20 protein-coding genes, 3 tRNA genes and 1 pseudogene are annotated in these 24404 nt (G+C 73.3%); 14 read left to right on the plus strand and 10 right to left on the minus strand.

What is annotated here, in order from left to right; all coding sequences use genetic code 11:
- Positions 1–149: 149 nt before the first annotated feature.
- Together ACLIN4_RS11240 and ACLIN4_RS11245 are read left to right on the plus strand one after the other, a co-directional pair.
- On the plus strand, positions 150–890 hold the full coding sequence (locus tag ACLIN4_RS11240; RefSeq protein WP_411575734.1) for an ANTAR domain-containing protein: 741 nt from the start codon (positions 150–152) through the stop codon (positions 888–890).
- 98 nt (positions 891–988) lie between these two features.
- Positions 989–1138, plus strand: coding sequence for a hypothetical protein (locus ACLIN4_RS11245; RefSeq protein ID WP_307652865.1), 150 nt, complete (start codon positions 989–991; stop codon positions 1136–1138).
- 51 nt (positions 1139–1189) lie between these two features.
- Here ACLIN4_RS11245 and ACLIN4_RS11250 read toward each other — a convergent pair.
- From ACLIN4_RS11250 to ACLIN4_RS11260, 3 genes are all read right to left on the minus strand, one after another.
- A tRNA-Ile gene (locus ACLIN4_RS11250) sits at positions 1190–1263 on the minus strand.
- 188 nt (positions 1264–1451) lie between these two features.
- Positions 1452–1524, minus strand: a tRNA-Asn gene (locus ACLIN4_RS11255).
- Between the two features lie 5 nt (positions 1525–1529).
- Positions 1530–1602: transfer RNA gene (locus ACLIN4_RS11260), tRNA-Asn, on the minus strand.
- Between the two features lie 150 nt (positions 1603–1752).
- Here ACLIN4_RS11260 and ACLIN4_RS11265 point away from each other — a divergent pair.
- The 5 genes from ACLIN4_RS11265 to ACLIN4_RS11285 all read left to right on the plus strand — a co-directional run bounded on the left by ACLIN4_RS11265 (position 1753) and on the right by ACLIN4_RS11285 (position 7714).
- Complete coding sequence (locus ACLIN4_RS11265; protein WP_107478509.1) at positions 1753–2058, plus strand: hypothetical protein; 306 nt, start codon at positions 1753–1755, stop codon at positions 2056–2058.
- Between the two features lie 85 nt (positions 2059–2143).
- Positions 2144–3598: a xylulokinase gene (locus ACLIN4_RS11270; protein WP_411575735.1), complete on the plus strand. Its 1455-nt coding sequence runs from the start codon at positions 2144–2146 to the stop codon at positions 3596–3598.
- A 152-nt stretch (positions 3599–3750) separates the two neighbouring features.
- Complete coding sequence (locus tag ACLIN4_RS11275; RefSeq protein WP_107478511.1) at positions 3751–5484, plus strand: ABC transporter ATP-binding protein; 1734 nt, start codon at positions 3751–3753, stop codon at positions 5482–5484.
- Positions 5484–7412, plus strand: a complete 1929-nt coding sequence (locus ACLIN4_RS11280; RefSeq protein ID WP_290014705.1) for an ABC transporter ATP-binding protein — start codon at positions 5484–5486, stop codon at positions 7410–7412. The genes ACLIN4_RS11275 and ACLIN4_RS11280 overlap by 1 nt, the downstream gene beginning before the upstream one ends.
- Before the next feature lie 29 nt (positions 7413–7441).
- Positions 7442–7714, plus strand: a complete 273-nt coding sequence (locus tag ACLIN4_RS11285) for a hypothetical protein (RefSeq protein ID WP_143657556.1) — start codon at positions 7442–7444, stop codon at positions 7712–7714.
- A gap of 16 nt (positions 7715–7730) precedes the next feature.
- Here the strand turns inward: ACLIN4_RS11285 and ACLIN4_RS11290 are convergent.
- Positions 7731–8986 (minus strand): annotated as a pseudogene (locus ACLIN4_RS11290) (RNA polymerase sigma factor); the annotation flags it as partial.
- Positions 8987–9148: 162 nt separating this feature from the next.
- On the opposite strand from ACLIN4_RS11290, the gene ACLIN4_RS11295 reads away from it, so the two are divergent.
- Together ACLIN4_RS11295 and ACLIN4_RS11300 are read left to right on the plus strand one after the other, a co-directional pair.
- Positions 9149–9823 carry a hypothetical protein gene (locus ACLIN4_RS11295; protein ID WP_179342536.1) on the plus strand — a complete coding sequence of 225 codons (675 nt, stop codon included), beginning with the start codon at positions 9149–9151 and terminating at the stop codon, positions 9821–9823.
- Positions 9820–10815: a nucleotidyl transferase AbiEii/AbiGii toxin family protein gene (locus ACLIN4_RS11300; protein ID WP_411575736.1), complete on the plus strand. Its 996-nt coding sequence runs from the start codon at positions 9820–9822 to the stop codon at positions 10813–10815. Before ACLIN4_RS11295 ends, ACLIN4_RS11300 begins: the two co-directional genes overlap by 4 nt.
- Positions 10816–10827: 12 nt before the next feature.
- On the opposite strand, the gene dnaG is transcribed toward ACLIN4_RS11300, so the two are convergent.
- The 4 genes from dnaG to ACLIN4_RS11320 all read right to left on the minus strand — a co-directional run bounded on the left by dnaG (position 10828) and on the right by ACLIN4_RS11320 (position 16461).
- Complete coding sequence (dnaG, locus tag ACLIN4_RS11305) at positions 10828–12756, minus strand: DNA primase (protein WP_411575737.1); 1929 nt, start codon at positions 12754–12756, stop codon at positions 10828–10830.
- Positions 12757–12866: 110 nt separating this feature from the next.
- Positions 12867–14132: an NAD(P)/FAD-dependent oxidoreductase gene (locus tag ACLIN4_RS11310; RefSeq protein WP_289903359.1), complete on the minus strand. Its 1266-nt coding sequence runs from the start codon at positions 14130–14132 to the stop codon at positions 12867–12869.
- A 145-nt stretch (positions 14133–14277) separates the two neighbouring features.
- Complete coding sequence (locus ACLIN4_RS11315; protein WP_290014707.1) at positions 14278–15552, minus strand: deoxyguanosinetriphosphate triphosphohydrolase; 1275 nt, start codon at positions 15550–15552, stop codon at positions 14278–14280.
- A 39-nt stretch (positions 15553–15591) separates the two neighbouring features.
- Positions 15592–16461, minus strand: coding sequence for a sirohydrochlorin chelatase (locus ACLIN4_RS11320; protein WP_307653591.1), 870 nt, complete (start codon positions 16459–16461; stop codon positions 15592–15594).
- A gap of 194 nt (positions 16462–16655) precedes the next feature.
- On the opposite strand from ACLIN4_RS11320, the gene ACLIN4_RS11325 reads away from it, so the two are divergent.
- Both ACLIN4_RS11325 and ACLIN4_RS11330 read left to right on the plus strand, forming a co-directional pair.
- A complete protein-coding gene (locus ACLIN4_RS11325) occupies positions 16656–17342 on the plus strand; it encodes a SanA/YdcF family protein (protein WP_107478515.1) in 687 nt (228 codons plus the stop codon).
- Positions 17343–17452: 110 nt separating this feature from the next.
- Complete coding sequence (locus ACLIN4_RS11330; protein ID WP_307652862.1) at positions 17453–19555, plus strand: molybdopterin oxidoreductase family protein; 2103 nt, start codon at positions 17453–17455, stop codon at positions 19553–19555.
- Between the two features lie 15 nt (positions 19556–19570).
- On the opposite strand, the gene ACLIN4_RS11335 is transcribed toward ACLIN4_RS11330, so the two are convergent.
- Positions 19571–20053, minus strand: a complete 483-nt coding sequence (locus tag ACLIN4_RS11335; protein WP_307652861.1) for a gamma-glutamylcyclotransferase family protein — start codon at positions 20051–20053, stop codon at positions 19571–19573.
- A gap of 162 nt (positions 20054–20215) precedes the next feature.
- Here ACLIN4_RS11335 and ACLIN4_RS11340 point away from each other — a divergent pair, with 162 nt between their 5' ends.
- The 3 genes from ACLIN4_RS11340 (at position 20216) to ACLIN4_RS11350 (ending at position 23439) form a co-directional block, all read left to right on the plus strand.
- Positions 20216–21853: a M4 family metallopeptidase gene (locus ACLIN4_RS11340; RefSeq protein WP_290014708.1), complete on the plus strand. Its 1638-nt coding sequence runs from the start codon at positions 20216–20218 to the stop codon at positions 21851–21853.
- Between the two features lie 302 nt (positions 21854–22155).
- Complete coding sequence (locus ACLIN4_RS11345; protein WP_107480519.1) at positions 22156–22689, plus strand: hypothetical protein; 534 nt, start codon at positions 22156–22158, stop codon at positions 22687–22689.
- 123 nt (positions 22690–22812) lie between these two features.
- A complete protein-coding gene (locus ACLIN4_RS11350; RefSeq protein ID WP_100046975.1) occupies positions 22813–23439 on the plus strand; it encodes a class F sortase in 627 nt (208 codons plus the stop codon).
- Between the two features lie 19 nt (positions 23440–23458).
- Here the strand turns inward: ACLIN4_RS11350 and ACLIN4_RS11355 are convergent, their stop codons facing one another.
- Entirely contained in the window at positions 23459–24241 is a 783-nt protein-coding gene (locus ACLIN4_RS11355) for a sulfite exporter TauE/SafE family protein (RefSeq protein ID WP_381913205.1), read from the minus strand.
- Between the last annotated feature and the right edge of the window lie 163 nt (positions 24242–24404).

The following is a 24404-nucleotide window of genomic DNA, read 5'->3' on the forward strand; positions in this document are numbered from 1 at the left end:
CCGTCCGGTGGGCAGGTGCACCAACAGCGCCGCCGGACCACCGCGGCCGGACCGGGACCCGGTCCCTCGCTCCGGTCCGTCGGCCGACGGGGGCTGTGTGACGTTGCGAACGTCTGCCGGGGACCGACATGGACGGACAAGGCGGTGACATGACCTCAGCGGCACCTCCACGTCTGGCGGGCAGTCCGGCCACCCTGGTCATCGACGGCCGGGTGGACGCCGACCGGGCGCTGCTCGTCCCACGGGGAGAACTCGTCCACGGGTGCGCGGACATCCTGGCCGAGGTCCTGGCCGCGCTGCCGGCCGGTATCGGCCGGGTGGACCTGGACATGGGCGACGTGGCGTTCATGGACACGGCCGGGCTCCAGTTTCTGGACCTGCTCGGCGGCTTCAGCCACCGGCAGGCGGTGCCCGTGACGGCGACGAACTGGCACGGCCAGCCGCTGCGCATCCTGGAACTGGCCGGCCTGGACACCACCGACCCCCTGCGCGCCACGGCCCACCGGCCGGACCCCGAGCGGAAGCCGGAGCCGGAGCAGGAGCAGGAGCCGGAGCCGGAGCCGGAGCCGGAAGCCGAGCCTCCCGCCGCCCCCTCGTCCCCCGCGCCCCCCGCCGAACAGCTGCACGTCCTCCAGGAGGAGGTGGACCAGCTGCGCCGGGCGATCGCCTCCCGCCCGGTCATCGACCAGGCCCGGGGCGTACTCATGGCGCTGCACGCCTGCACCTCGGACGAGGCGTGGCACATCCTGCGGGAGGCCTCCCAGCTGTCCAACACCAAGCTGCGCACGGTGGCCGCGGCGGTCACCGCCGGCGCCGAGAGCGACGGCCCGCCCCCACCGCCCGAGGTGCGCGCGGCCCTGCGGGCGGCGCTGGCCCGCTTCCGCCGCTGAGACCGCGCCCGGTGTGGTGCCGGGCGTGTCGGAGGGGTACCCGGCCACGGACCCGCCCGGTATCGCCCGGTATCCGTCCGGCATGAGGAGGCACCACGATGAGCGAGCAGACCCCGTCCCAGGCAGAGGGCGAACGCGACGACGAGGAGAACCGCCAGGAAGGCCCCAACCCGGCGCAGACCACTCCCTCCCAGGCGGAGGGCGAGCGCGACGAGGAGGACGCCACGGAGAACGTGCGGGACCGGTAGCCCGGCGCGGCGCCACCGTCCAGAAAAGGTTTCTGCAGAGGTGGCGCGAAGTGGGGCGGGTGGGACTCGAACCCACGGCCGACGGATTATGAGTCCGCTGCTCTAACCGGCTGAGCTACCGCCCCATAGCGGCGTGTCGCGTACATCTGTGCGCGCCGTCTGCCGCAGCATAGCCGCTCATACGATCTCCTGCCTCGGCTGGTCGGCTACCGCGACGCCTTCATGACCTTGAGGACTCCGCAGCGTGCCGCGTGGTTCCCGGCCGGGACCAGGACATGAAAAAGGACCCCCTTCGGGGCCCTCGTTCACCGTGCTCCCCCGACTGGACTCGAACCAGTAACCTGCCGGTTAACAGCCGGCTGCTCTGCCAATTGAGCTACGGAGGACCGAGCTCCCCGGACTGGACTCGAACCAGTAACCTGCCGGTTAACAGCCGGCTGCTCTGCCAATTGAGCTACCGAGGAAGGTCTCGTATCGCATCGAACGCGTCTGCCTGGGTATTCGCCAGGGGGCGCGCGCTCGCTGCGACACATACATTAGCGCAAGCAGGGGGGTGCTCCGCCAATCGGTACTCCCCGACACCTCGGAGCCAGAGCAAGGGAAGGGTGGCCGCCATGCGTTACCGGCTCACGTTCGTCGTCGGACTCGCCGTGGGTTACGTGCTGGGCACGAAGGCCGGGCGGGAACGTTACGAGCAGTTGCGGAAGTCCGCCCGACAGGTCGCGCAGAACCCGGCCGTGCGCAACACCGCCGAGTCCGCGGCCCAGCAGGGCAGGCAGTTCGCCGACAAGGCGTACCACGTGGTGAGCGACAGGGTCGGGGACCGGATGCCCGACTCGGTGGCCCAGCGGGTCCGCTCCCTGCGCGAACGCAACAGCAACGGCAGCGGCGCGGACGACTGGGGCACCAGCAACACCTGACGCCCGCGCCGCACCGCGCGCCCCCAGCGGATCCCGTGCCCCCACCGGGTACGGACACCTCTCCCGGTACGGCAGAATTTCGGGCATGGGGATAGTCGCCGGGTTGGACAGTTCGCCCGATTTCACTCGTATCGTCGTCTGCGATTCGGACACCGGTGCCGTACTGCGGCAGGGCTTCGCGCCGCATCCGGTGGAGAGCCCCGAGGGCGGGGGCCGTCCCGCCGACGTCGATCCGCAGGCCTGGTTGCTGTCCCTGGGGGAGGCGGCCGGCGGCGGACTGCTGGAGGGCGTGCAGGCCATCGGCGTGTCCGCGCAGGCCAACTCGGTCGTGCCGCTGGACGCGCAGGGCAACACCGTCCGCCCGGCCATGGTGGGCGGCGACAAGCGCTCCCAGGTGGCGGCGGCCGACCTGATCGACGCGCTCGGCGGGCGCGAGGCGTGGGCGCAGGCCGTGGGCTGCGTCCCGCAGGCCGCTCAGCCGGTGACCAAGCTGCGCTGGCTGGCCCGGACCGAGCCGGAGGCCGCCGCGCGGACCGCCGTACTGCTCCAGGCCCACGACTGGCTGGTGTGGCAGCTGCTCGGGCGGCCGGCGCGGCGGACCACCGACCGGGGCGGGGCGTCCGGCACCGGCTACTGGTCGGCGGCGACCGGCGGCTACCGACCCGATCTGGTCGAGCTGGCGCTCGGGCACCAGGTGATGCTGCCCGAGGTGATCGGCCCCGCCGACGCGGCCGGCACGACGCCGGAAGGGCTGCTGATCTCCGCCGGGACCGGCGAGACCCAGGCCGCCGCCTTCGGGCTCGGCATCGGGCTGGGCGACGCGGTGGTGTCGCTGGGCGCGTCCGGGTCCGTGATGGCGGTGCACCACGAGGCGCTGGTCGACCAGCACGGCATGATCACCTCACTGGCCGACGCCACCGGCATGCACCTGCCCGTCGTCACCACCCTGAACGCCGTGCGCACCCTGCGCGGCACCGCCGAACTGCTCGGGCTGCCCGACCTGGAGAGCCTGTCCGAGCTGGCGATGAAGTCGACGCCGGGCGCGCACGGGCTGGTGCTGCTCCCCTACCTGGAGGGTGAGCGCACGCCGAACCTGCCGCACACCGCCGGGACGCTGGCCGGCCTCAGGCGCGAGTCGATGAAGCCCGAGCACCTGGCGCGGGCCGCGTTCGAGGGGATGCTGTGCGGTCTCGCCGACGCCCTGGACGTGCTGCGCGGCCGGGGCGTGGACGTGCGGCGGGTCTTCCTGCTGGGCGCGGCGGCCGAACTGCCGGCCGTGCAGGCGGCGGCGCCCGCGCTGTTCGGGACGCAGGTGGTCGTGCCGCAGCCCTCGGACTACGCGGCGATCGGCTCCGCCAGGCAGGCGGCGTGGGCGCTGGGCGTGTCCCAGGGCACGCTGGACCCGCGCACGCCCCCGGTCTGGCAGGGCGCGGTCGCCCAGGTGCTGGAGCCGGGCGAGGAGCTGGCGGTGGGGCAGGCGGTGCGGCAGCAGTTCGTGTCGGTGCGGGAGCAGACGCATCCGGGGGCACTGCGCGCGTGACCCGGACGGCCCCGTCCGGGGTCCGTGCCGCTCGTAGGCCGGAATTTGCCGTGCTCTTGGGTTAATTCGGTTGAGGTAACGCGGGTGGAGTGTTCGACGATAGGGGCCAGGGGCAACCAACCGGCCCCGTCGCCGACTCCGAGAGACCCAGCGTGCTCATACGACTCCTGCGGGCCTGTCTCAGGCCCTATCGGAAACCCATCGCCCTGCTGGTGGCGCTGCAGTTCGTGCAGACCTGCGCCAGCCTCTACCTGCCGACGCTGAACGCCGACATCATCGACAACGGTGTCGTCAAGGGCGACACCGGTTACATCCTGGGTTACGGCGCCCTCATGATCGCCATCTCGCTGGTGCAGGTGGTGGGCAACGTGGGCGCCGTCTACTTCGGCGCCCGCACCGCCGCCGCGCTCGGCCGGGACCTGCGCGGTGCCGTCTTCGACCGGGTGCAGTCCTTCTCGGCCCGCGAGGTCGGCGGCTTCGGCGCGCCCTCGCTGATCACCCGGACCACCAACGACGTGCAGCAGGTCCAGATGCTGGCCCTGATGACGTTCACGCTGATGGTGTCGGCGCCGATCATGTGCGTGGGCGGCATCGTGATGGCGCTCGGTCTGGACGTGCCGCTGTCCGGGGTGCTGGTCGGGGTCGTGCCGGTGCTGGCGATCTGCGTGACGCTGATCGTGCGCAGGCTGCGGCCGCTGTTCCGGGCGATGCAGGAGCGGCTGGACACGGTGAACCGGGTGCTGCGCGAGCAGATCACCGGCAACCGCGTGATCCGGGCCTTCGTGCGCGACGAGTACGAGCAGCAGCGCTTCCGCAAGGCCAACGCCGATCTCACCGAGGTGGCCCTCGGCACGGGCAATCTGCTGGCACTGATGTTCCCGGTGGTCATGACGGTGGTGAACCTGTCGTCGATCGCCGTGGTGTGGTTCGGCGCCCATCGGATCGACAGCGGCGGGATGCAGATCGGCGACCTGACCGCGTTCCTCGCCTACCTGATGCAGATCGTCATGTCCGTGATGATGGCCACCTTCATGTTCATGATGGTGCCGCGCGCCGAGGTGTGCGCCGAGCGCATCCAGGAGGTGCTGGGGACGGAGAGCAGTGTGGTGCCCCCGTCGGCGCCGGTCACCGAGCTGCGGCGGCACGGGCACCTGGAGGTCCGGGGGGCGGGTTTCCGTTACCCGGGTGCCGAGGAGCCGGTGCTCAGGAACATCGGGCTGGTGGCGCGGCCGGGCGAGACGACCGCCGTGATCGGCTCGACCGGCAGCGGCAAGTCCACCCTGCTGAGCCTGGTCCCCCGGCTGGTCGACGCCACCGAGGGCGAGGTGCTGGTCGACGGGGTGGACGTACGGACCCTCGATCCGAAGGTGCTGGCCAAGGTCGTGGGGCTGGTGCCGCAGAAGCCGTACCTCTTCGCGGGGACCGTCGCGACCAACCTGCGCTACGGCAACCCGGACGCCACGGACGAGGAGCTGTGGCACGCGCTGGAGGTGGCGCAGGCCAAGGAGTTCGTCTCGGCGCTGGACGGCGGGCTGGACGCGCCGATCTCGCAGGGCGGCACCAACGTGTCGGGCGGTCAGCGGCAGCGGCTCGCCATCGCCCGGACCCTGGTGCAGCGCCCGGAGATCTACCTCTTCGACGACTCCTTCTCCGCCCTCGACTACGCGACCGACGCCGCGCTGCGGGCCGAGCTGGGCCGGGAGACGGCCGAGGCGACCGTCGTGATCGTGGCGCAGCGGGTGGCGACCATCCGGGACGCGGACCGGATCATCGTGCTGGACGAGGGGCGGGTGGTCGGCGAGGGCCGGCACCACGAGCTGATGGCGGACAACGAGACCTACCGGGAGATCGTGCTCTCCCAGCTCACGGAAGCGGAGGCTGCCTGATGGCCGGGCCTGCGGGTCGCATGATGGCCGGGGGCGGCCCCGACCAGCGTTCGATGGATTTCAAGGGGTCGGGCAAGCGGCTCATCGGCCAGTTCCGGCCCGAGCGGGCGACCCTGTTCACGCTGGTGGCGTGCGTGGTGGTCAGCGTCGCCCTCAGCGTGGTCGGGCCGAAGATCCTCGGCCGGGCCACCGACCTGGTCTTCGCGGGCATCGTCGGGCGGGACATGCCGTCCGGGGCCACGAAGGAGCAGGTCCTGGAGTCGATGCGGGAGCGCGGTGACGGCAACGTCGCCGACATGCTCCGCAGCACGGACTTCACGCCCGGGCAGGGCATCGACTTCGGTGCGGTGGGCGAGGTGCTGCTGCTGGCGCTGGCGGTGTTCGGCGCGGCCGGGCTGCTGATGGCGGTGGCGACGCGGCTGGTGAACCGGGCGGTGAACCGCACGATGTTCCGGCTGCGCGAGGACGTGCAGACGAAACTGTCCCGGCTTCCGCTGTCGTACTTCGACAAGCGGCAGCGCGGCGAGGTGCTGAGCCGGGCCACCAACGACATCGACAACATCCAGCAGACGTTGCAGCAGTCGATGGGGCAGCTGATCAACTCGCTGCTGACGATCATCGGCGTGCTGGCGATGATGTTCTACGTCTCCTGGATCCTGGCACTGGTGGCGCTGGTGACCGTGCCCCTGTCGTTCGTGGTGGCCACGCGGGTGGGCAAGCGATCGCAGCCGCAGTTCGTGCAGCAGTGGCGCTCGACGGGCGCACTGAACGCGCACATCGAGGAGATGTACACCGGGCACACGCTGGTGAAGGTGTTCGGGCGGCAGGAGGAGTCGGCGAAGCAGTTCGCCGAGCAGAACGAAGCGCTGTACGAGGCCGGGTTCAAGGCGCAGTTCAACAGCGGGATCATGCAGCCGCTGATGATGTTCGTGTCCAACCTGAACTACGTGCTGGTCGCGGTCGTGGGCGGCCTGCGGGTCGCCTCGGGTTCGCTCTCCATCGGTGACGTGCAGGCCTTCGTCCAGTACTCCCGGCAGTTCTCGATGCCGCTGACACAGGTCGCGTCGATGGCGAACCTGGTGCAGTCGGGCGTGGCGTCGGCGGAGCGGGTCTTCGAGCTGCTGGACGCCGAGGAGCAGTCGGCGGACCCGATCCCGGGGGCGCGGCCGGAGGACCTGCGCGGACGGGTGGAGCTGGAGCACGTGTCGTTCCGCTACGACCCGGAGAAGCCGCTGATCGAGGACCTGTCGCTGAAGGTGGAGCCGGGCCACACCGTCGCCATCGTCGGCCCGACGGGAGCCGGCAAGACGACGCTGGTCAACCTGCTGATGCGGTTCTACGAGGTCTCCGGCGGCCGGATCACCCTGGACGGCGTGGACATCGCCAAGATGTCCCGGGACGAGCTGCGCTCCGGCATCGGCATGGTGCTCCAGGACACCTGGCTGTTCGGCGGCACCATCGCGGAGAACATCGCGTACGGGGCGTCGCGGGAGGTCACGCGCGGGGAGATCGAGGAGGCGGCGCGGGCCGCGCACGCCGACCGGTTCGTGCGGACGCTGCCCGACGGCTACGACACGGTGATCGACGACGAGGGCACGGGGGTGAGCGCGGGCGAGAAGCAGCTGATCACGATCGCGCGGGCGTTCCTGTCCGACCCGGTGATCCTGGTCCTGGACGAGGCGACGAGTTCCGTGGACACCCGTACCGAGGTGCTGATCCAGAAGGCGATGGCCAAGCTCGCGCACGGGCGGACGTCCTTCGTGATCGCGCACCGGCTGTCGACGATCCGCGACGCCGACGTGATCTTGGTGATGGAGAATGGGTCCATCATCGAGCAGGGCACGCACGGCGAACTGCTGGCGGCCGACGGCGGGTACGCCCGCCTGTACGCGGCGCAGTTCGCGCAGGCGGTCGCCGAGGTCGACTGACCGCGGCCGGACACATGGGGGACGAGGACATGACGGAGATCGACGGCGGGAACCCGGAGCGGGAGCCGGGGCAGCCGGAGCGGAACGCGACGTCGGCCGGGGCCCACGGCGGCACCACCCGCCGCCGGTCGGACACCGCGCTGGGGCTGTGGCTGCCCATCGGCGTCGCCCTGGGCCTCAGCCTCGGGCAGCTCAGCGGCAACCTGGGCGCGGGCGTCGCGCTCGGGATCGGATGCGGCGTGGCGGTCGGCGCCGGCATCGACGCCAGGAAGCGCCGGGAGGCGGCGGGCCCGGACGCCTGACCGGCCTGCCGTCGGCTCAGTCGAGGTACCCGCGCAGCTGGTCCGCGTAGGCGTGGTCCCGGAGCTTGTTGAGCGTCTTGGACTCGATCTGGCGGATCCGCTCGCGGGTCACGCCGAAGATGCGGCCTATCTCCTCCAGCGTGCGGGGGCGGCCGTCGACCAGGCCGTAGCGGAGCTGGACGACCTTGCGCTCGCGTTCGCCGAGGGTGGAGAGCACCGCCTCCAGGTGCTGGCGCAGCAGCAGGAACGCGGCCGACTCGACGGGGCTGGTGGCGTCACCGTCCTCGATCAGGTCGCCGAGGGCCACGTCGTCCTCCTCGCCGACGGGGGCGTGCAGGGAGACCGGCTCCTGGGCCAGGCGCAGCACCTCGCCGACCCGCTCGGGGGCCAGGTCGAGGTGGGCGGCGACCTCCTGCGGGGTCGGCTCGTACCCCCGTTCCTGGAGCATGCGGCGCTGGACGCGCACCACCCGGTTGATCAGTTCCACGACGTGGACGGGGACCCGTATGGTGCGCGCCTGGTCGGCCAGGGCCCGGGACATGGCCTGGCGGATCCACCAGGTGGCGTAGGTGGAGAACTTGTACCCGCGGGCGTAGTCGAACTTCTCGACGGCCCGGATCAGCCCGAGGTTCCCCTCCTGGACCAGGTCCAGCATGGTCAGGCCGCGTCCGACGTACCGCTTGGCCACCGAGACCACGAGCCGCAGGTTCGCCTCGATCAGGCGGCGTTTGGCGACGCGGCCCATGACGACGAGCCGGTCGAGGTCCAGGGCGAGCCGGCTGTCCAGGTCGGGGGTGAGCCGCAGCTTCTCCTCGGCGAACAGCCCGGCCTCCACGCGCCGGGCCAGGTCGACCTCCTCCGCGGCGCTGAGCAGCGGGATCCGGCCGATCTCCCGCAGGTACTGGCGGAACAGGTCGGAGGAGGGACCCCCGCTCTCCGTGCGGGTGGGCGGCGGCGGTTCTGCGGGTTCGGGACCCTCGGGGCCCTCGGGCTCCCCGGGAGCCTGGGCGGGCTCCAGGGCGTCGGCGGAAGGACCCGCCGGGTCGCCGGGCCGGCCGTCCGACCGGTTGTCGGGGTGGTGCACGGCACGGTGCTGCGGCGGCATCGCGACGAGGACGCCGCTCTCCGCGTCCGGCTCCGCGCCGTCGGTACTGGTGTCGGTCTGGGTGAGGGTCTGGGTCTGCACGGGGGCGACCTCCAGGATGGACGCGGCCGGCGGGGGCCGGCGGCGGTACTTCGGGAACGGAGCCGGCTCGCTCGCCGCTGTCCGCCCGTACGCGTGGAACGGAACCGCGGGGGTCGGGGACCCGGCCGCGCTCCGAGGACTCAGGCACCGCCCCCAGTGTGGGGTACGACACATCGCCGCCACGAGGGGCGTGCGGTGACTTTTTGCGTCCGGGCCGTGACCGGGCGGTCATGCCACCGGAAACCCGGATGCCGGGCGGTGCGCCGCTCTGGCACGATCACCCGGTGTCCGACGCCCAGTACGAAACCCATGTCACGGTGCGCTGTCCCGAGCCCGGTGAGGCCGAGCGACTCGGCCGGTGGGCGGCCGCGGCCGGTCTGAAGCTGACCCACATCGTGCTCGCCCGGGGCCGGACTCGGCACCAACCGATGCTGACGCTGCGGGGCTCGCGTACGTACGCACAGGAGTCGCGGCGGGCCGCCGAGACAGTGGCGCGGCTGCGGGCCGACGGTTTCCGTCCCGTCCGCGTGAAGATCGAGTCGTCGCCGTGGGCCGCCGAGGTGCCGCGTAGGCCGTGCGGGGACGGCCAGTACTTCGAGCACCACGTCAAGCTGCTGCTGACCGCGGACGCGGACACGGCCGCGCTGGCCGCACTCGTCGTGCCGCACGGCGCCCATCTGTCGTGGAACTCCCGTCGGGTGCGCGAGGGCGCGGACCACGAACGCTTCGTCACCCAGCGCTGTCACGGGGTGGACGCGCAGGGCGCGGGACGTGCGCTGGACGGGCTGCTGGCCGTGCTGGCACCGCTGCGGGTGCTGGAGGTGGAGCGCGAGTTCGTCCTCCACGACAGTGACATGTCGGTGGACGACGGCTGGCTGGACTCCGGCCGGCCGGCGGAACGAAGAGAGGGGGTCCTGCGATGAGCAGGCAGAGCTGGCAGGGCTTCGGCTGGGCGAACGACGAAATCCCCCGGGAGCCGCTGGACGAGGAGACGCGCCGGGCCCAGAACCTGCCGAAGACGCTGCGGTACGTGCCCGGGGACGACGTGGCACAGCGGCCGGTGTTCGACCCGGCGCTCAAGCAGTACCAGAACGCCTACCGGGCGACCGACCCGTGCTTCGCCGACCCGGAACGGGGCGACGCCTGGCGGGTGGCGCGACGGCGTGCGCTGGACCTCGTGCTGGGCGCCGTGGCCGACTCGGAGTGGGTCGAGTCGCTGGTCCTGCGCGGCAGCGTACTGATGTCGGCCTGGTTCGGCGAGGACGCCCGGGAGCCCGGTGACCTGGACTTCGTCGTCGTCCCCCGCTCCTGGCGGACAGACGACGGGCGCACCGAACGGATGCTGGCCTCGCTCGCGGCGGCGGCCCGGGAGCGGGCCGTGGCGGACGGCGGGACGGTCGCCATCTCGGCCCGCGACGCGGTCGTCGAGGACATCTGGACGTACGACCGGGTGCCCGGCCTGCGCATGGTGCTGCCGTGGGAGGCGCCGGGGTTGCCGGGCGGTCACGTCCAGCTGGACTTCGTCTTCGGCGAGCGGCTGCCCGAGCCGCCGGAGCCGGTGGAGCTGCCGGGCGGTGTGATCGTGTACGCGGCGACCCCGGGGCTGTCCCTGGCCTGGAAGCTGATGTGGCTGATCAACGACATGCACGGGCAGGGCAAGGACCTGTACGACGCCGTGCTGCTGGCCGAGCGGCACCCGCTGAACCGGGAGCTGCTGCACGAGGTGTTCCGGCTGTCCGGCGAGTGGCCGTACCACCGCGAGCACATCCTGCTGGAGGACGTGGTGAAGGCGGCCGGGTACGTGGAATGGAACCACTTCGCCACCGAGTACCCGCGGTTCGCCGATGCCGAGCAGGAGTTCGCCGAGCGGCTGGTGCGGGCGGTGGCGCCCGCCTTCGAGGAAGGCGCCGGCTGACGGCGCCACCGTCTACAACGCGGCGGCGCCGTGTTCGCGCAGGGTCTGGTCGTACTGCTGGAGGACCCAGAGTTCGTTCTGCACGGCGGCCAGTTCGGCGGGGTCGCCGTGGCCGGTGAGGCGGGCCAGGCGGCCCGTGATGTCGCGGATGCGGCGCTCGACGGCGCGGCGGCGGACGGTGACGAGCTGGGCGCCCGCGTAGACCTCGTCGACGTCCTTGACGCCCCGGTGCAGCATGATCGCCTCGACGGCGAGCTCGGTGACCATGGCGCGGACGGTGTCGTCGGGGGCGGCCTCGCGGACGCGGACCAGGTAGTCCTGCGGGTCCTGGACGCCGAACTCGGCGCCGCCCGCCTCCAGGATGGCCTGGCGCACGGCGGCGTACGGCGGGGCGGTGAACTCGTCGACGCCGTACGCGTCGAAGGCCGGGGAGACCAGCTCGGGGCGCTGGAGGGCGAGCTTGAGCAGTTCGCGTTCGGTGGCGAAGACGGGGTTGCGGAGGTTGAGGGCCGGGCCGCCGCCGCGGTGGCCCGGAGCGTCCGGGGCCGCGTACTGCTGTGCTCCGCCGCGCTGCTGCCGGTCGGGGGCGGGGCCCTTGCCGCCGCGGTCGCGGGCCCAGCGCGCCAGCTGGGCGATCCGCTTGACCACGAACTGGGTGTCGAGGATGCCGAGCATGCCGGCGAGCTGCACGGCGACCTCGTGCTGGGCGCCGCTGTTCTTGATGCGGGCGACGACCGGGGCGGCCTCGTCCAGGGCGGCGGCGCGGCCGGCCGGGGTGTCCAGATCGTAGCGGCTCACGATCTGGCGCAGCGCGAACTCGAAGAGCGGGGTGCGCGGCTCGACCAGGTCGGCGACCGCCTCGTCGCCCTTGGCCAGGCGCAGGTCGCAGGGGTCCATGCCGTCGGGGGCGATGGCGATGTAGGTCTCGGCGGCGAACTTCTGGTCGTCCTCGAAGGCGCGCAGGGCCGCCTTCTGGCCGGCCGCGTCGCCGTCGAAGGTGAAGATCACGCGGGCCGAGCCGTTGTCCATCAGGAGGCGGCGGAGGATCTTGATGTGGTCGCCGCCGAAGGCGGTGCCGCAGGTCGCGATGGCGGTCGTCACGCCCGCGAGGTGGCAGGCCATGACGTCGGTGTAGCCCTCGACGACGACCGCGCGGGACGCCTTCGCGATGTCCTTCTTCGCCAGGTCGATGCCGTAGAGGACCTGGGACTTGCGGTAGATCGGGGTCTCGGGGGTGTTCAGGTACTTCGGGCCGTTGTCCGCCTCGTAGAGCTTGCGGGCGCCGAAGCCGACGACGTCGCCGCCGACGTCGCGGATCGGCCACATCAGCCGGCCGCGGAAGCGGTCGATGGGGCCGCGGCGGCCCTCCTGGGCGAGGCCGGAGAGCAGCAGCTCCTTGTCGCTGAAGCCCTTGCCGCGCAGGAAGCGGGTGAGGTGGTCCCAGCCCTGGGGGCTGTAGCCGACGGAGAAGTGCTGGGCGGCGGCCTGGTCGAAGCCGCGGTCGGCGAGGAAGGCGCGGGCGGTGTCCGCCTCGGGGCTGGTCGCCAGCTGCTCCGCGTACCAGTCGGCGGCGACCTTGTGGGCCTCGACCAGGCGGATGCGCTCCCCGCGCTGGTGGGAGGGGTTGTAGCCGCCCTCCTCGTAGCGCAGGGTGATGCCGGCCTGGCCGGCCAGGCGCTCGACCGCCTCCGAGAAGGTGAGGTGGTCGATCTTCATCACGAACGTGATGGTGTCGCCGCCCTCCTGGCAGCCGAAGCAGTGGAAGAGACCCTTGCTCGGGCTGACCTGGAAGGACGGGGACTTCTCGTCGTGGAACGGGCACAGGCCCTTCAGGTTGCCGCCGCCCGCGTTGCGCAGCTGGAGGTACTCCGAGACGACGGCGTCGATCGGGACCGCGTCCCGTACCGCCTTCACGTCCTCGTCGTTGATCCGTCCTGCCACGTGGCGATTCTACGGGGCGGCGCCGACATTCCTCCGCCGCCGTGATCGCCCCCCGGCCGGGGGTCCGGGGGTTGCCCCCCGGGAATCGCAGCACGGCGGAGGTACGACAGCTATGCGACGAGGCTTTCCAGCGGGACGTGCGGGTCGGCCAGCGCCTCCGTGTTCACCTGGGCCTTCGAGCGGATCAGCTGCTGGATCGGCTCCGTGACGTCCCACACGTTCACGTTCATCCCGGCCAGCACCCGGCCGTCCTTCACCCAGAAGGCGATGAACTCGCGCTTGGCCGCGTCGCCACGGATCACCACCTGGTCGTACGACCCCGGCGGCGCCCAGCCCGAGTACTCCATGCCCAGGTCGTACTGGTCGGTGAAGAAGTAGGGCACGCGGTCGTGGGCGAGGCCCTTGCCGAGCATCGCGCGGGCCGCGGCGGGGCCGCCGTTCAGGGCGTTGGCCCAGTGCTCGACGCGCAGGCGGGTGTCGAAGAGGGCGTGGTGGAAGGAGGCGACGTCGCCGGCCGCGTAGACGTCGGGGTCGGAGGTGCGCAGGTTCGCGTCGACGACGATGCCGCCGCCGTGTTCCCGGTCGGCGATCTCCAGTCCGGCCGCCTGGGCGAGCGCGGTGCGCGGGGCGGCACCGATCGCGGCGAGCACGTCGTGCGCGGGGTGCTCCTCGCCGTCGTCGGTGCGGGCGGCCAGCACCATGCCGTCCTGGCCGATGATCTCGGTCAGCCGCACGCCGAAGCGGAAGCGGACGCCGTGCGCCTCGTGCAGCTCGGCGAAGACGGACCCCAGCTCGGGGCCGAGGACGCCGTGCAGCGGGGTCGGTCCCGGCTCGACGACGGTGACCTCCGCCCCGTACTCGCGGGCCGCCGCCGCGACCTCCAGGCCGATCCAGCCGGCGCCGGCGATCACGAGGTGGCCGTTGTCCCGGCCGAGGGAGGCGAGGACGCCCTTGAGGCGTTCGGCGTGGGCGAGGCGGCGCAGGTGGTGGACGCCCGCGAGGCCGGTACCGGGGACGTCGAGGCGGCGGGGCTCGGCGCCGGTCGCGATGAGCAGCTTGTCGTACCTGACGTGGGTGCCGTCGTCGCCGTAGTGGACGGTTTTGGCGGCCCGGTCGATCTCGACGACGGTCTGGCCGAGGTGCAGCTCGATGTCGTGCTGCGCGTACCAGGCGGGCTCGTGGACGAAGACGCTGTCGCGTTCCTCCTTGCCGAGGAGGTAGCCCTTGGACAGCGGCGGGCGCTCGTAGGGGTGGTCGCGCTCGTCGCAGATGAGGATCACCCGGCCGCTGAACCCCTCCGTGCGGAGTGTCTCGGCCGCCTTCGCGCCGGCCAGGCCGCCTCCGACGATGACGAATGTCTGATCCGCGTCGACCACTTGTCTGCCTCCTCGTCAGGGTGCCGCCACATGCGAGCGTCCCGCACGCGGCGTGGCGCGGGAAGAGGGAGTGACCCGATCAGGCCACGGAGGACGCTGTTCCGGCGCCTTCCGGTCTGGTTGGGTCACTCCTGTCCCGTCAGTCTCATGGATGCCCCGTCAAGCGGGCGTGAAGCGAGCGGGCCGAGGCGTCGGTGAGGGAGGCGATCTGGTCGACGATCACCCGTTTGCGGGCACGGTCGTCGGCGGCCGCGTCGAACAGGGCGCGGAACTGCGGGTCGAGCCCGTCCGGGGCGCGGGCGGTGAGCGCCTCGGCCAGTTCGGCGACGACGACGCGCTGGTCGGCGCGGAGCCGCTCCTGCTCGGTGCGCTGCATGACGTAGCGGACGGCGACCGCCTTGAGGACGGCGCACTCCATGCGGGTCTCGCGGGGCACGACCAGTTCGGCCGTGTACCGGGTGAGCCGGCCGCCCCCGTACGCCGCCCGGGTGGCGGCCTCGGCGGCGAGGCAGAAGCGGCCGATGAGCTGGCTGGTGGCGTCCTTGAGGCGGGCCTGGGCGGTCGCCGAGCCGTCGTAGCCGTGCGGCCACCAGTCCTGGGCGAGGAGGCGGTCGAGGGCGGCGGCCAGTTCGGCGTGGTCGGTGCCGGCGGGGACGTAGCGGCCGACGGCGACCTCGAAGACGGCCTCGCGCTCGGGGTCGGCGAGCAGGCAGTTCGGGTCGATGTGGCCGGCGTGCAGGCCGTCCTCGACGTCGTGCACGGAGTACGCCACGTCGTCCGCCCAGTCCATGACCTGGGCCTCGAAGCAGGTGCGGGCGCCGGGGGCGTCCTCGCGCAGCCAGGCGAAGACGGGCCGGTCGTCGTCGTAGACGCCGAACTTGGGCGACGCCGGGTCGGTGGGGTGGGCGCCGCGGGGCCACGGGTACTTGGTGGCGGCGTCGAGGGTGGCGCGGGTGAGGTTGAGGCCGACGGGGCCGTCCTCGGTGAACCGTTTGGGCTCGATGCGGGTGAGGAGCCGCAGCGACTGGGCGTTGCCCTCGAAGCCGCCGCAGTCCTCGGCGAAGTCGTTCAGTGCCTGTTCGCCGTTGTGCCCGAAGGGCGGGTGACCCAGGTCGTGGGCGAGACAGGCGGCCTCGACGAGGTCGGGGTCGCAGCCGAGGGCGGCGCCGAGTTCGCGGCCCACCTGGGCGCATTCCAGGGAGTGCGTGAGGCGGGTACGGGGGCTGGCGTCCCAGACGGGGCTGCCCTCCCCCGGCGCGACGACCTGCGTCTTGCCGGCGAGGCGGCGCAGGGCGGCGGAGTGCAGGATGCGGGCGCGGTCGCGCTGGAAGGCGGTGCGGCCGGGGCGTTTGTCGGGTTCGGGGGCGTAGCGGGCCACTGACGTGGGGTCGTACGGGAGTGGGGGTGCGGTGCCTTCCATGCCATGAACATTAAGCGGAAGGTGTGACAGTTGGGTCGCCTACGCGTGTGCCGGGTGGGGTCCGCTCGCGGGTGCGGCGTACGTCGTGGCTGGTCGCGCCGTTCCCCGCGCGCCTTGTCGTGCCGTTCCCGGCGCCCTATGTCGTGCCGTTCCCCGCGCCCCTTCAGGTGCGTTGCCCTCACCTCCGGCGCCGAGTGCCTGGTGGTAGCGGTGGAGGAGGAGGTGGGCCATCGCCGGGTGGGTGCCCAGGGGGGCGGACGCGATCCAGGGCGCGGCCGCCGCGCACTCCGTCGCGAAGCGGCCCGGGGCCGTGAAGTACGAGGCGACGGCCACCCGGCGGTACCCATGGGCGGTCAGCGCGCGCACCGCCTCCGGCACCGTCGGCGCCGCCGCCGAGGCGTACGCCGGGAGCACCGGGACGCCGAGACGTTCGGCCAGGAGGGCGGCGGTGCGCCCCGTGTCGGTGCGGGACTCCGGGTCGCGGGAGCCCGCGGAGGCGAGGACGACGGCGCCGTCGCGGGGCGCACGGGCGGGCCAGCCGGCCTCCGTGAGGCGGTCGTGCAGGGCGTCCACGAGCAGGGAGTGCGGGCCGAGAGGGGCCGCCACGCCGGCGCGGGCCGGGGAGGCCGCGGCCATCTCGGGGATGTCCTGCTTGACGTGGTAGCCGCGGCTGAGCAGCAGCGGGACCAGGACGGCCGCCCTCTCCCCCAGGGCGGCGAGCGTGTCGGGCAGCAGGGGCGCGTTCAGCTCGATGTGCCCGAGGCGCACCGGCAGGCCGGGGCGCAGGGCACGCACCCGGTCGAGCAGGGCGCGTACGGTGCTCAGCGCGCGCGGGTCGCGGCTGCCGTGGGCGACGACGACCAGGGCGGGGGTGCCGCCGGGGGTCGCCGTGCTCGTCGTCGTGCCCATCAGTGTCGTCGCCGTCATGCGTCGAGGGTGGCGGCCGGACGTTGCCTCCCCGTTGCACGGGTGTCACGGGAATTTTCCGCCGGTTCACACGGCGCCGGGCACCCCGTGTGAGCGGCCGGTGAACCGGACCGCGTGCCCGGGCGTCCCTGGGACCGGGGGGGCGACCGGGACACGAGCGGGAGGGGACCGACACGATGCGCCGCTGGAGACCTCGAAGACCGCGCCTTCCGCGCACCCGGAAGGGGCGGCGACGGCTGGTGCAGGCGGTGATGGCCGGGTGCGTGCTGGCCCTGCTGCCGATGACGTGGCTGTACGCCGTCACGGGCGACCGGCTGCGCACCACCGCCGACGTGCCCCGCACCGAGGTCGCGGTCGTGTTCGGCGCGGGACTGTGGGACGGGGAGCCGTCCCCGTACCTCGCGCACCGCCTGGACGCGGCGGCCGAGCTGTACCGCGCGGGGCGGGTCGAGGTGCTGCTCGTCACCGGGGACAACAGCCGCGAGGAGTACGACGAGCCGGACGCCATGCGCGCCTATCTGGTCCGGCACGGGGTGCCCGACGGGCGGATCGTCAGCGACTACGCGGGCTTCGACACCTGGGACTCCTGCGTCCGCGCGAAGAAGATCTTCGGGGTCGACCGGGCGGTGCTGATCAGCCAGGGCTTCCACATCCGGCGGGCGGTGGCGCTGTGCCAGGAGGCCGGGGTGGCGTCGTACGGCGTCGGGGTCGACGACCGGCACGACCTGACCTGGTACTACGGGGGCGCGCGGGAGATCCTCGCGGCGGGCAAGGCGGCGCTGGACGCGGTCCTCGAGCCGGACCCGCGCTTCCTGGGGCCGAGGGAGCCGGGCGTGGAGCGGGCCCTGGCCCGTGCGCGCTGAACCGGTGACGCGGCCCTCACGGCGGCGGGTGAGCGCCGGGGAGGTCACCGTCCCGGCGGTGTAACAAACGGCGGCCCGGACGCGTAACACGCGCGTCGCACGCTGGCGGCATGCAGAACACCGCCACGCCCACGCACTGCCCGTACTGCGCCCTGCAGTGCGGGATGAACCTGACGCCCGTGGAGGGCGGGACCGTCGAGGTCTCCGAACGCGCGGACTTCCCCGTCAACCGGGGCGCGCTGTGCGGCAAGGGGCGGACGGCGCCGGCAGTGCTCTCGTCCGGGGTTCGCCTGACGTCGCCGCTGGTGCGCTCGGGCGAGGGGGTGCTCGTGCCGGCGAGCTGGGACGAGGCGCTGGGGCGGATCGCCGCGGACCTCTCCCGTACGCGTGCCGAGCACGGCGCGGACGCGCTCGGGGTGTTCGGCGGGGGCGGGCTGACCAACGAGAAGGCGTACGCGCTGGGGAAGTTCGCGCGGGTGGTGCTGGGCACCTCGCAGATCGACTACAACGGGCGGTTCTGCATGTCGTCGGCGGCTGCGGCCGGCACGAAGGCGTTCGGGCTCGACCGGGGGCTGCCCTTCCCGCTGGAGGACATCCCGAGGACGGGCTGCGTGATCCTCGTCGGGTCGAACCCGGCGGAGACGATGCCGCCGTCCCTGCGGTACTTCACCGAGCTGCGCGAGAACGGCGGCACGCTGATCGTCGTCGACCCGCGCCGCACCAGGACCGCGGAACAGGCCGACCTGCATCTCGCGCCCCGGCCCGGCACGGACCTCGCGCTCGCGCTGGGGATGCTGCACCTGGTCGTCGCCGAGGGGCGGGTGGACGCGGAGTACGTCGAGGAGCGCACCTCTGGCTGGGAGGACGCGCGGGCGGCGGCGATGGCGCACTGGCCGGAGTACGTGGAGCGGATCACGGGGGTGTCCGTTCCCGAACTGCGGGAGGCGGTACGGCTGTTCTGCGCGCCGGACGCGGCGATGGTGCTGACCGCGCGGGGGCCCGAGCAGCAGGCCAAGGGGACGGACACGGTGGGCGCGTGGATCAACCTGTGCCTGGCGACCGGGCGGGCCGGCCGGCCTCTGTCCGGGTACGGCTGCCTGACGGGGCAGGGCAACGGGCAGGGCGGGCGCGAGCACGGGCAGAAGGCGGACCAGTTGCCGGGCTACCGGAAGCTGACCGACCCGGCGGCGCGCCGGCACGTGGCCGGGGTGTGGGGTGTGGACCCCGACTCGCTGCCGGGGCCGGGGCGCAGTGCGTACGAGCTGCTGGACGCGCTGGGAACGGACATCAGGTCGCTGCTGGTGATGGGGTCCAACCCGGTGGTGTCGGCGCCCCGGGCCGCGCACGTCGAGGGGCGGCTGCGGTCGCTGGACTTCCTGGCCGTGTGCGACGTGGTGCTCTCCGAGACGGCGGCGCTGGCGGACGTGGTGCTGCCGGTGACGCAGTGGGCGGAGGAGACGGGGACGACGACCAGCCTGGAGGGGCGGGTGCTGCTGCGGCGGCGTGCGATCACGCCGCCCGACGGGATCCGCAGCGACCTGGAGGTGCTGCACGAACTGGCCGGCCGGCTCGGGGTGGAGAAGGGCTTCCCGGCCGAGCCGGAGGAGGTCTTCGAGGAACTGCGCCGGGCGAGCGCGGGCGGGCCCGCCGACTACTCCGGGATCGACTACCGGCGGCTCGCGGAGGAGAACGGTGTGTTCTGGCCGTGTCCGGCGCCCGAGGAGACCGGCTCCGGCGGGGCCGGCCGGCACCCGGGCACCCCGCGCCTCTTCCTCGACCGTTTCGCCACCGACGACGGCCGGGCCAGGTTCGCCCCCGTCTCGCACCGGCCGAGCGCCGAGGAGCCGGACGACGCGTACCCGGTGCTGCTGACCACCGGGCGGGTCGTGGCGCAGTACCAGTCCGGGGCGCAGACCCGGCGGGTGGACGAGCTGAACGCCGCCGCGCCCGGCCCCTTCGTGGAGCTGCACCCGCGGCTGGCGGCGCGGCTCGGGGTGGCCGAGGGCGATCCGGTGGCCGTCGTCTCCCGGCGCGGCCGGGCCGTGGCTCCGGCCCGCGTCACCACCGCCATCCGCCCCGACACGGTCTTCATGCCCTTCCACTGGCCGGGCGAGGGCCGCGCCAACACGCTGACCAACCCGGCGCTGGACCCGACCTCGCGGATGCCGGAGTTCAAGGTGTGCGCGGTGCGGGTGGAGCCGGTGACGCCTTAGGGCCGCCCGCCGGGCTCACCGGCGCGCGATCCGCCACTCCCCGCCCGCGATCGGCGTCGCCCGGGCGCGCAGCCGGGCGGCGACGGCCGGGGCGGCGACGTAGACCCAGGCGCGGACGGGCGTGACGTCGGCGGCCCGTACGACGTTCCTCGCGACCCGGTCGTAGAGGTTGCGCGGGTCCCCCGGCGTGTGCTCCTCCAGCCGGTCGAGGGTGGCGAGCAGGTCGGCGTACGCCTCCGGCCGGGCGGTGACGAGGTCGCCGGTCACCACTCCGCCGGGGCCCTCGACGGCGTAGGGGTAGCCGGGGCCGGGGTACAGGGTGGCGCCGGTGAGCCGGGCCGGTTCCTCGGACCGGGTGCGGCCCTCGAGGAAACGGGCGTGGTCGGGGGCGCCGGGGCGGAGCGTGCCGTAGACGAAGAACGGCAGTCTCCCGGCACCCGTCCAGGCGTCCGGGGCGGCATCCGTCGAGGCATCCGGTACGGCGTCCACGAGGGTCATTCTCTCCCCTCACGATCTCCACGCCAGCGCTATGGACATGACACGTCCGGGGCCATTGAATCCGAGTCAGCACTCCCCACACCCCACCCCCCACGCCCCCGCACGTCCCCACAGGCCCCCGTGCGCCCCCACGCGTTCGTGGGCCCCTCCCCGAGGAGATCGATGAGCCGAATACGGCACGTCCGTGGTCCCCGCCTCACCACGGCCGGCATCGCGGCCACCCTGCTGGTCGCCGCCCTCTCCCCCACCGCCGGCGCCGCCGACCGCCCCACCCCCTCCGCCGCCGTCGACAACGCGGCGGCGGTCCTCACGGACCGTGCCTCCGTCCTGGGCCTGTCCCCGGCCCAGGAGACGGAGGTCCGTGACGTCATCGTCGACGCGGACGGCACCCAGCACGTCCGCTACGACCGCACCTACCGCGGACTGCCCGTGCTGGGCGGCGACTTCGTCGTCCACCTCACCCCCGACGGCGAGTACCGGGGAGCCGACCGCGCGACGAGGGCGGCCGTCTCCCTGCCCACCGTCACCCCGAGGCTGTCGGCCCCCAGGGCCGCCGACCTCGCCGCGAACGCGCTGCGCGCCGCCAACCCGGGCGAGTTGCTGAAGCGGCTCACCGCCGAGCCCGAGCTGGTCGTCGACGCCCTGCACGGCGCCCCGAAGCTGGCCTGGCGGACGAACGCGGTCGCGCTGGACTCCCTCGGCAACCCGGTCGCGCGCACGGTGCTGACCGACGCGGGCACCGGCGCCCGGATCGACGCCTGGGACGCCCTGGAGTCGGCGGCCGAGGGTGACGGCAGGTCGCTGTACGGCGGGACGGTGCCGCTGTCGACCACGCAGTCCGCGTCGTCGTACCAGCTGAAGGACCCGACGCGCGGCGACACCTACACCGGTGACGCCGGGAACCAGACCGACCTGTGCTTCCTCGGCGTCTGCCTGGTCCGGGCCCCCTCCACGGTGTTCACCGACGCCGACAACCACTGGGGCTCGGGGACGGCCGACGACCGCGCCTCGGCCGCCGTGGACGCGCAGTACGGCACGGACGTCACCTGGGACTACTACGAGGACGTCCACGGCCGCAGCGGCATCGCCGGCGACGGCAAGGGCTCGTACAACCGCGTGCACTACGGCACCCGGTACAACAACGCCTTCTGGGACGACGGCTGCTTCTGCATGACGTACGGCGACGGTGACGGGACGACCTTCGGTCCGCTGGTCTCGCTGGACGTCGCCGCGCACGAGATGTCCCACGGCGTGACGTCGTCGACGGCGGCGCTGACGTACTCGGGCGAGTCCGGCGGCCTGAACGAGGCGACCTCCGACATCTTCGGCGCGCTGGTGGAGTGGCACGCGGACAACTCCACCGACCCCGGCGACTACCTGATCGGCGAGAAGGTCGTCCGCTCCGGCTTCGGCCGCGACGCCCTGCGCTACATGGACAGGCCGAGCCGGGACGGCAGTTCGGCCGACTGCTGGAGCACCGCGGCGGGCGACCTCGACGTCCACTACTCCTCCGGGATCGCCAACCACTTCGCCTACCTGCTGGCCGAGGGCAGCGGCGCGAAGAACGTGGGCGGCGTGAGCTACGACTCCCCCACCTGCGACGGCTCCACCGTCTCCGGGATCGGCCGGGAGAAGCTGGGCGACATCTGGTACCGGGCGCTGACGGTCTACATGACCTCCTCCACCGACTACGCGGGCGCCCGCGAGGCCACCCTCGACGCGGCGAAGGACCTGTACGGCGCCGACAGCACCGAGTACGCCGCGGTGGGCGCGGCGTGGAGCGCGGTGAACGTGGGCTGACCGAGCGTGGGCCGGCGGTCCGCCCCGGCTTCCCGGCGAGCTGTGACGCCGGGGAGCCGGGGCGGTCCCGTTCGGAGGCACCGGTCACCCGTTCACACCCGCGTCCCGCGCACCGCGGCAACTTTTCCGAAGCGACCCGCCGCACGCCTGTGACCTGCCCGAACGGGCTCCCGCGGGGGGACGCCGGGGGTACGGGCGACACCCGTTCATCCCATTCCCGGCGCGCTCTCGGGGAGCGGTCCGCGCCCGGTGCCGATTTCCTCGGTAGGGCAGGGGCCACCGAAGAGCTCAAAGGAGCACCGATGCGACGTACCGCCCGCCTGCTGACCGGCACCGCGCTCGCCGTCGCGGCCGTCGGCCTCGCCTCCCCGGCGCCCGCGTACGCCGGGGACGCCCGGGCCACCGGTGGTCTGGAGGTGTCCCCGTCCTCGGTGGTGCCGGGCGAGCGGGCCACGGTGCGCACGGCGGCGTGCGGCGAGGACGGTGCGGCGGCGGGGGACGCCAGCGCGGTCGGCGCCGGTGAGTTCCCGCTGGCGCCGGGCGCGCGGGAGGGCGAGACGACCGGCGGTTTCCAGGTGCCGCCGAGCGCGCAGCCGGGGACGTACGAGATCGTCGCGACCTGTGGGGGGAGCGGCAAGCGGGTGACGGGTGACCTGGTGGTCACGCTGACCGCGGCCCGTGAGCAGGTGTACCCCAGAGGAAGCGTGAAGACGGGGGTCGGCGGCGCTCTTGGCCCCGATCCCGTGCAGACCGCGGCCGGTGTGGCGGCTCTCGCCGTCGCCGCCGCGGGCGGTACCTGGCTCCTGCATCGCCGGGCGAGAGGCGACGGGATCTGACGGGCACCCTCCGCTGCCCGTCCGCCGGTACCGCACTTCCCCACCCCCTCCGGGTCCGATGCCCCTCGCGGCCCGGAGGGGGCAGGGGAACCCCCGAGGGACCCGAGGGAGAGGGGCCGCTTCATGCGCAGGATCGGCAACTCCGCGATAGCGGCGGTCACCGCGGTCGCCCTCTGTTCCGGGGTGTGGCTGCTGCTCGACGCCGCCGGCACCGAGGCCCCGCCGCAGCCGTCGGCCGCGCAGGCCCGCACCGGCGCCGGGCAGGCCGCGCAGGCGCCCGCCGCACCGGCGCTGCCGCCCTCCCCGCCCGACCGCGTCCGCATCCCGGCGATCGGCGTGGACGCCCCGATGACGGGCCTCGGGCTGACGCCGTCCGGCAGCCTCGACGTGCCGCCCGCCGAGAAGGAGAACCTGGCCGGCTGGTACGAGGCCGGCACCACCCCCGGCGAGACGGGCACCGCGATCGTCGCCGGGCACGTCGACAACACCGAGGGCCCCGCCGTCTTCTACCGGCTCGGTGCGCTGGAGAAGGGCTCGGTGATCGAGGTCGACCGGCGCGACGGCGGCGTCGCGGTGTTCACCGTGGACGCGGTCGAGGTGTACGCGGCGAAGGACTTCCCCGACGAGAAGGTGTACGGCGCGGCGGACCGGCCCGAGCTGCGCGTGATCACCTGCGGCGGCGACTACTCGCGCGGCACCGGCTACCAGGGGAACGTGGTCGTCTTCGCGCACCTGACCGGCAGCCGCTGAGACGCCGCCGAAGCCCGGGCTAGGCGAACCACTGCTCGTACGCCAGGTTCGCCACCAGCGCGAACACCACCGTCAGCAGCACGATCCGCACGAACCCGCTGCCCCGCTTGAGGGCCGTGCGGGCGCCGAGGGTGCCGCCCGCGAGGTTGAAGACGGCCATCAGGGCGGCCAGCTGCCACAGCACCGCGCCCTGCCAGGCGAACATCGCGAGGGCGCCCGCGTTGGTGCAGCAGTTGACGATCTTGGCGGTGGCGGAGGCCGCCACCAGGTCCAGGTGGAGGATGCCGGTGAGGGCCAGCACCAGGAAGGTGCCGGTGCCGGGGCCGATGAGACCGTCGTAGAAGCCGATGCCGAGGCCCGCGAGGCCGATCGCGGCGAGGACCTGGCGACGGGTGGCGGGGCCGGTGGCCGGGGCGGTGCCGAAGGCGGGGCGCAGGATCACGAAGGCCGCCACCGCCAGCAGCACCACCATGATCACCGGCTTGAGCACCTCGGTGCTCATCCCGGCCGCGAAGAAGGCCCCGCCGGACGACCCGGCGAGGGCCGCCAGCCCGATGCGGACGGCCGTGCGGACGTCCACCGGCGCCTTGCGGGCGTACGTCACCGCCGCGCCCGTGGTGCCGACGATGGCGACCGCCTTGTTGGTGCCCAGCGCGTGCGCGGCCGGCGTACCGGCGGGCAGGCCGAGCAGCAGCGCGGGCAGCAGCAGGAGCCCGCCGCCGCCGACCACGGCGTCGATCCAGCCGGCCGCGAGCGCGGCGAGGCAGAGCAGGACGACCGTGGTCAGCGCTATGTCGGGCATGATCGCGACCTTATGGAGGGAGTGGATGCGCCGTCCATCGAGATGAGGGTCTTCTGAGGTTGCGGGGCGCCGGCGCCCCTCCCGGAAGCCCTCACACCCGCTCCCCGCCCCCGCTGAGCGCAGCGTTCCCGGTGGGAAACAGACGCGATGCCACCGGGTAACA

The organism is Streptomyces mutabilis (assembly GCF_046628145.1).
Classification (GTDB): Bacteria; Actinomycetota; Actinomycetes; order Streptomycetales; family Streptomycetaceae; genus Streptomyces; species Streptomyces mutabilis.

Excerpts from the sequence above, each read along its gene's own strand:
- ACLIN4_RS11325 (WP_107478515.1), top strand. The coding sequence starts at position 16,656 with ATGCGCCGCTGGAGACCTCGAAGACCGCGCCTTCCGCGCACCCGGAAG.
- ACLIN4_RS11320 (WP_307653591.1), bottom strand. The coding sequence starts at position 16,461 with ATGGGCACGACGACGAGCACGGCGACCCCCGGCGGCACCCCCGCCCTG.
- ACLIN4_RS11295 (WP_179342536.1), top strand. The coding sequence starts at position 9,149 with ATGCCGGGCGGTGCGCCGCTCTGGCACGATCACCCGGTGTCCGACGCC.
- ACLIN4_RS11355 (WP_381913205.1), bottom strand. The coding sequence starts at position 24,241 with ATGCCCGACATAGCGCTGACCACGGTCGTCCTGCTCTGCCTCGCCGCG.
- ACLIN4_RS11245 (WP_307652865.1), top strand. The coding sequence starts at position 989 with ATGAGCGAGCAGACCCCGTCCCAGGCAGAGGGCGAACGCGACGACGAG.
- ACLIN4_RS11280 (WP_290014705.1), top strand. The coding sequence starts at position 5,484 with ATGGCCGGGCCTGCGGGTCGCATGATGGCCGGGGGCGGCCCCGACCAG.
- ACLIN4_RS11265 (WP_107478509.1), top strand. The coding sequence starts at position 1,753 with ATGCGTTACCGGCTCACGTTCGTCGTCGGACTCGCCGTGGGTTACGTG.
- ACLIN4_RS11300 (WP_411575736.1), top strand. The coding sequence starts at position 9,820 with ATGAGCAGGCAGAGCTGGCAGGGCTTCGGCTGGGCGAACGACGAAATC.
- ACLIN4_RS11330 (WP_307652862.1), top strand. The coding sequence starts at position 17,453 with ATGCAGAACACCGCCACGCCCACGCACTGCCCGTACTGCGCCCTGCAG.
- ACLIN4_RS11340 (WP_290014708.1), top strand. The coding sequence starts at position 20,216 with ATGAGCCGAATACGGCACGTCCGTGGTCCCCGCCTCACCACGGCCGGC.
- ACLIN4_RS11240 (WP_411575734.1), top strand. The coding sequence starts at position 150 with ATGACCTCAGCGGCACCTCCACGTCTGGCGGGCAGTCCGGCCACCCTG.
- ACLIN4_RS11350 (WP_100046975.1), top strand. The coding sequence starts at position 22,813 with ATGCGCAGGATCGGCAACTCCGCGATAGCGGCGGTCACCGCGGTCGCC.
- ACLIN4_RS11285 (WP_143657556.1), top strand. The coding sequence starts at position 7,442 with ATGACGGAGATCGACGGCGGGAACCCGGAGCGGGAGCCGGGGCAGCCG.
- ACLIN4_RS11315 (WP_290014707.1), bottom strand. The coding sequence starts at position 15,552 with ATGGAAGGCACCGCACCCCCACTCCCGTACGACCCCACGTCAGTGGCC.
- ACLIN4_RS11345 (WP_107480519.1), top strand. The coding sequence starts at position 22,156 with ATGCGACGTACCGCCCGCCTGCTGACCGGCACCGCGCTCGCCGTCGCG.
- ACLIN4_RS11270 (WP_411575735.1), top strand. The coding sequence starts at position 2,144 with ATGGGGATAGTCGCCGGGTTGGACAGTTCGCCCGATTTCACTCGTATC.
- ACLIN4_RS11335 (WP_307652861.1), bottom strand. The coding sequence starts at position 20,053 with ATGACCCTCGTGGACGCCGTACCGGATGCCTCGACGGATGCCGCCCCG.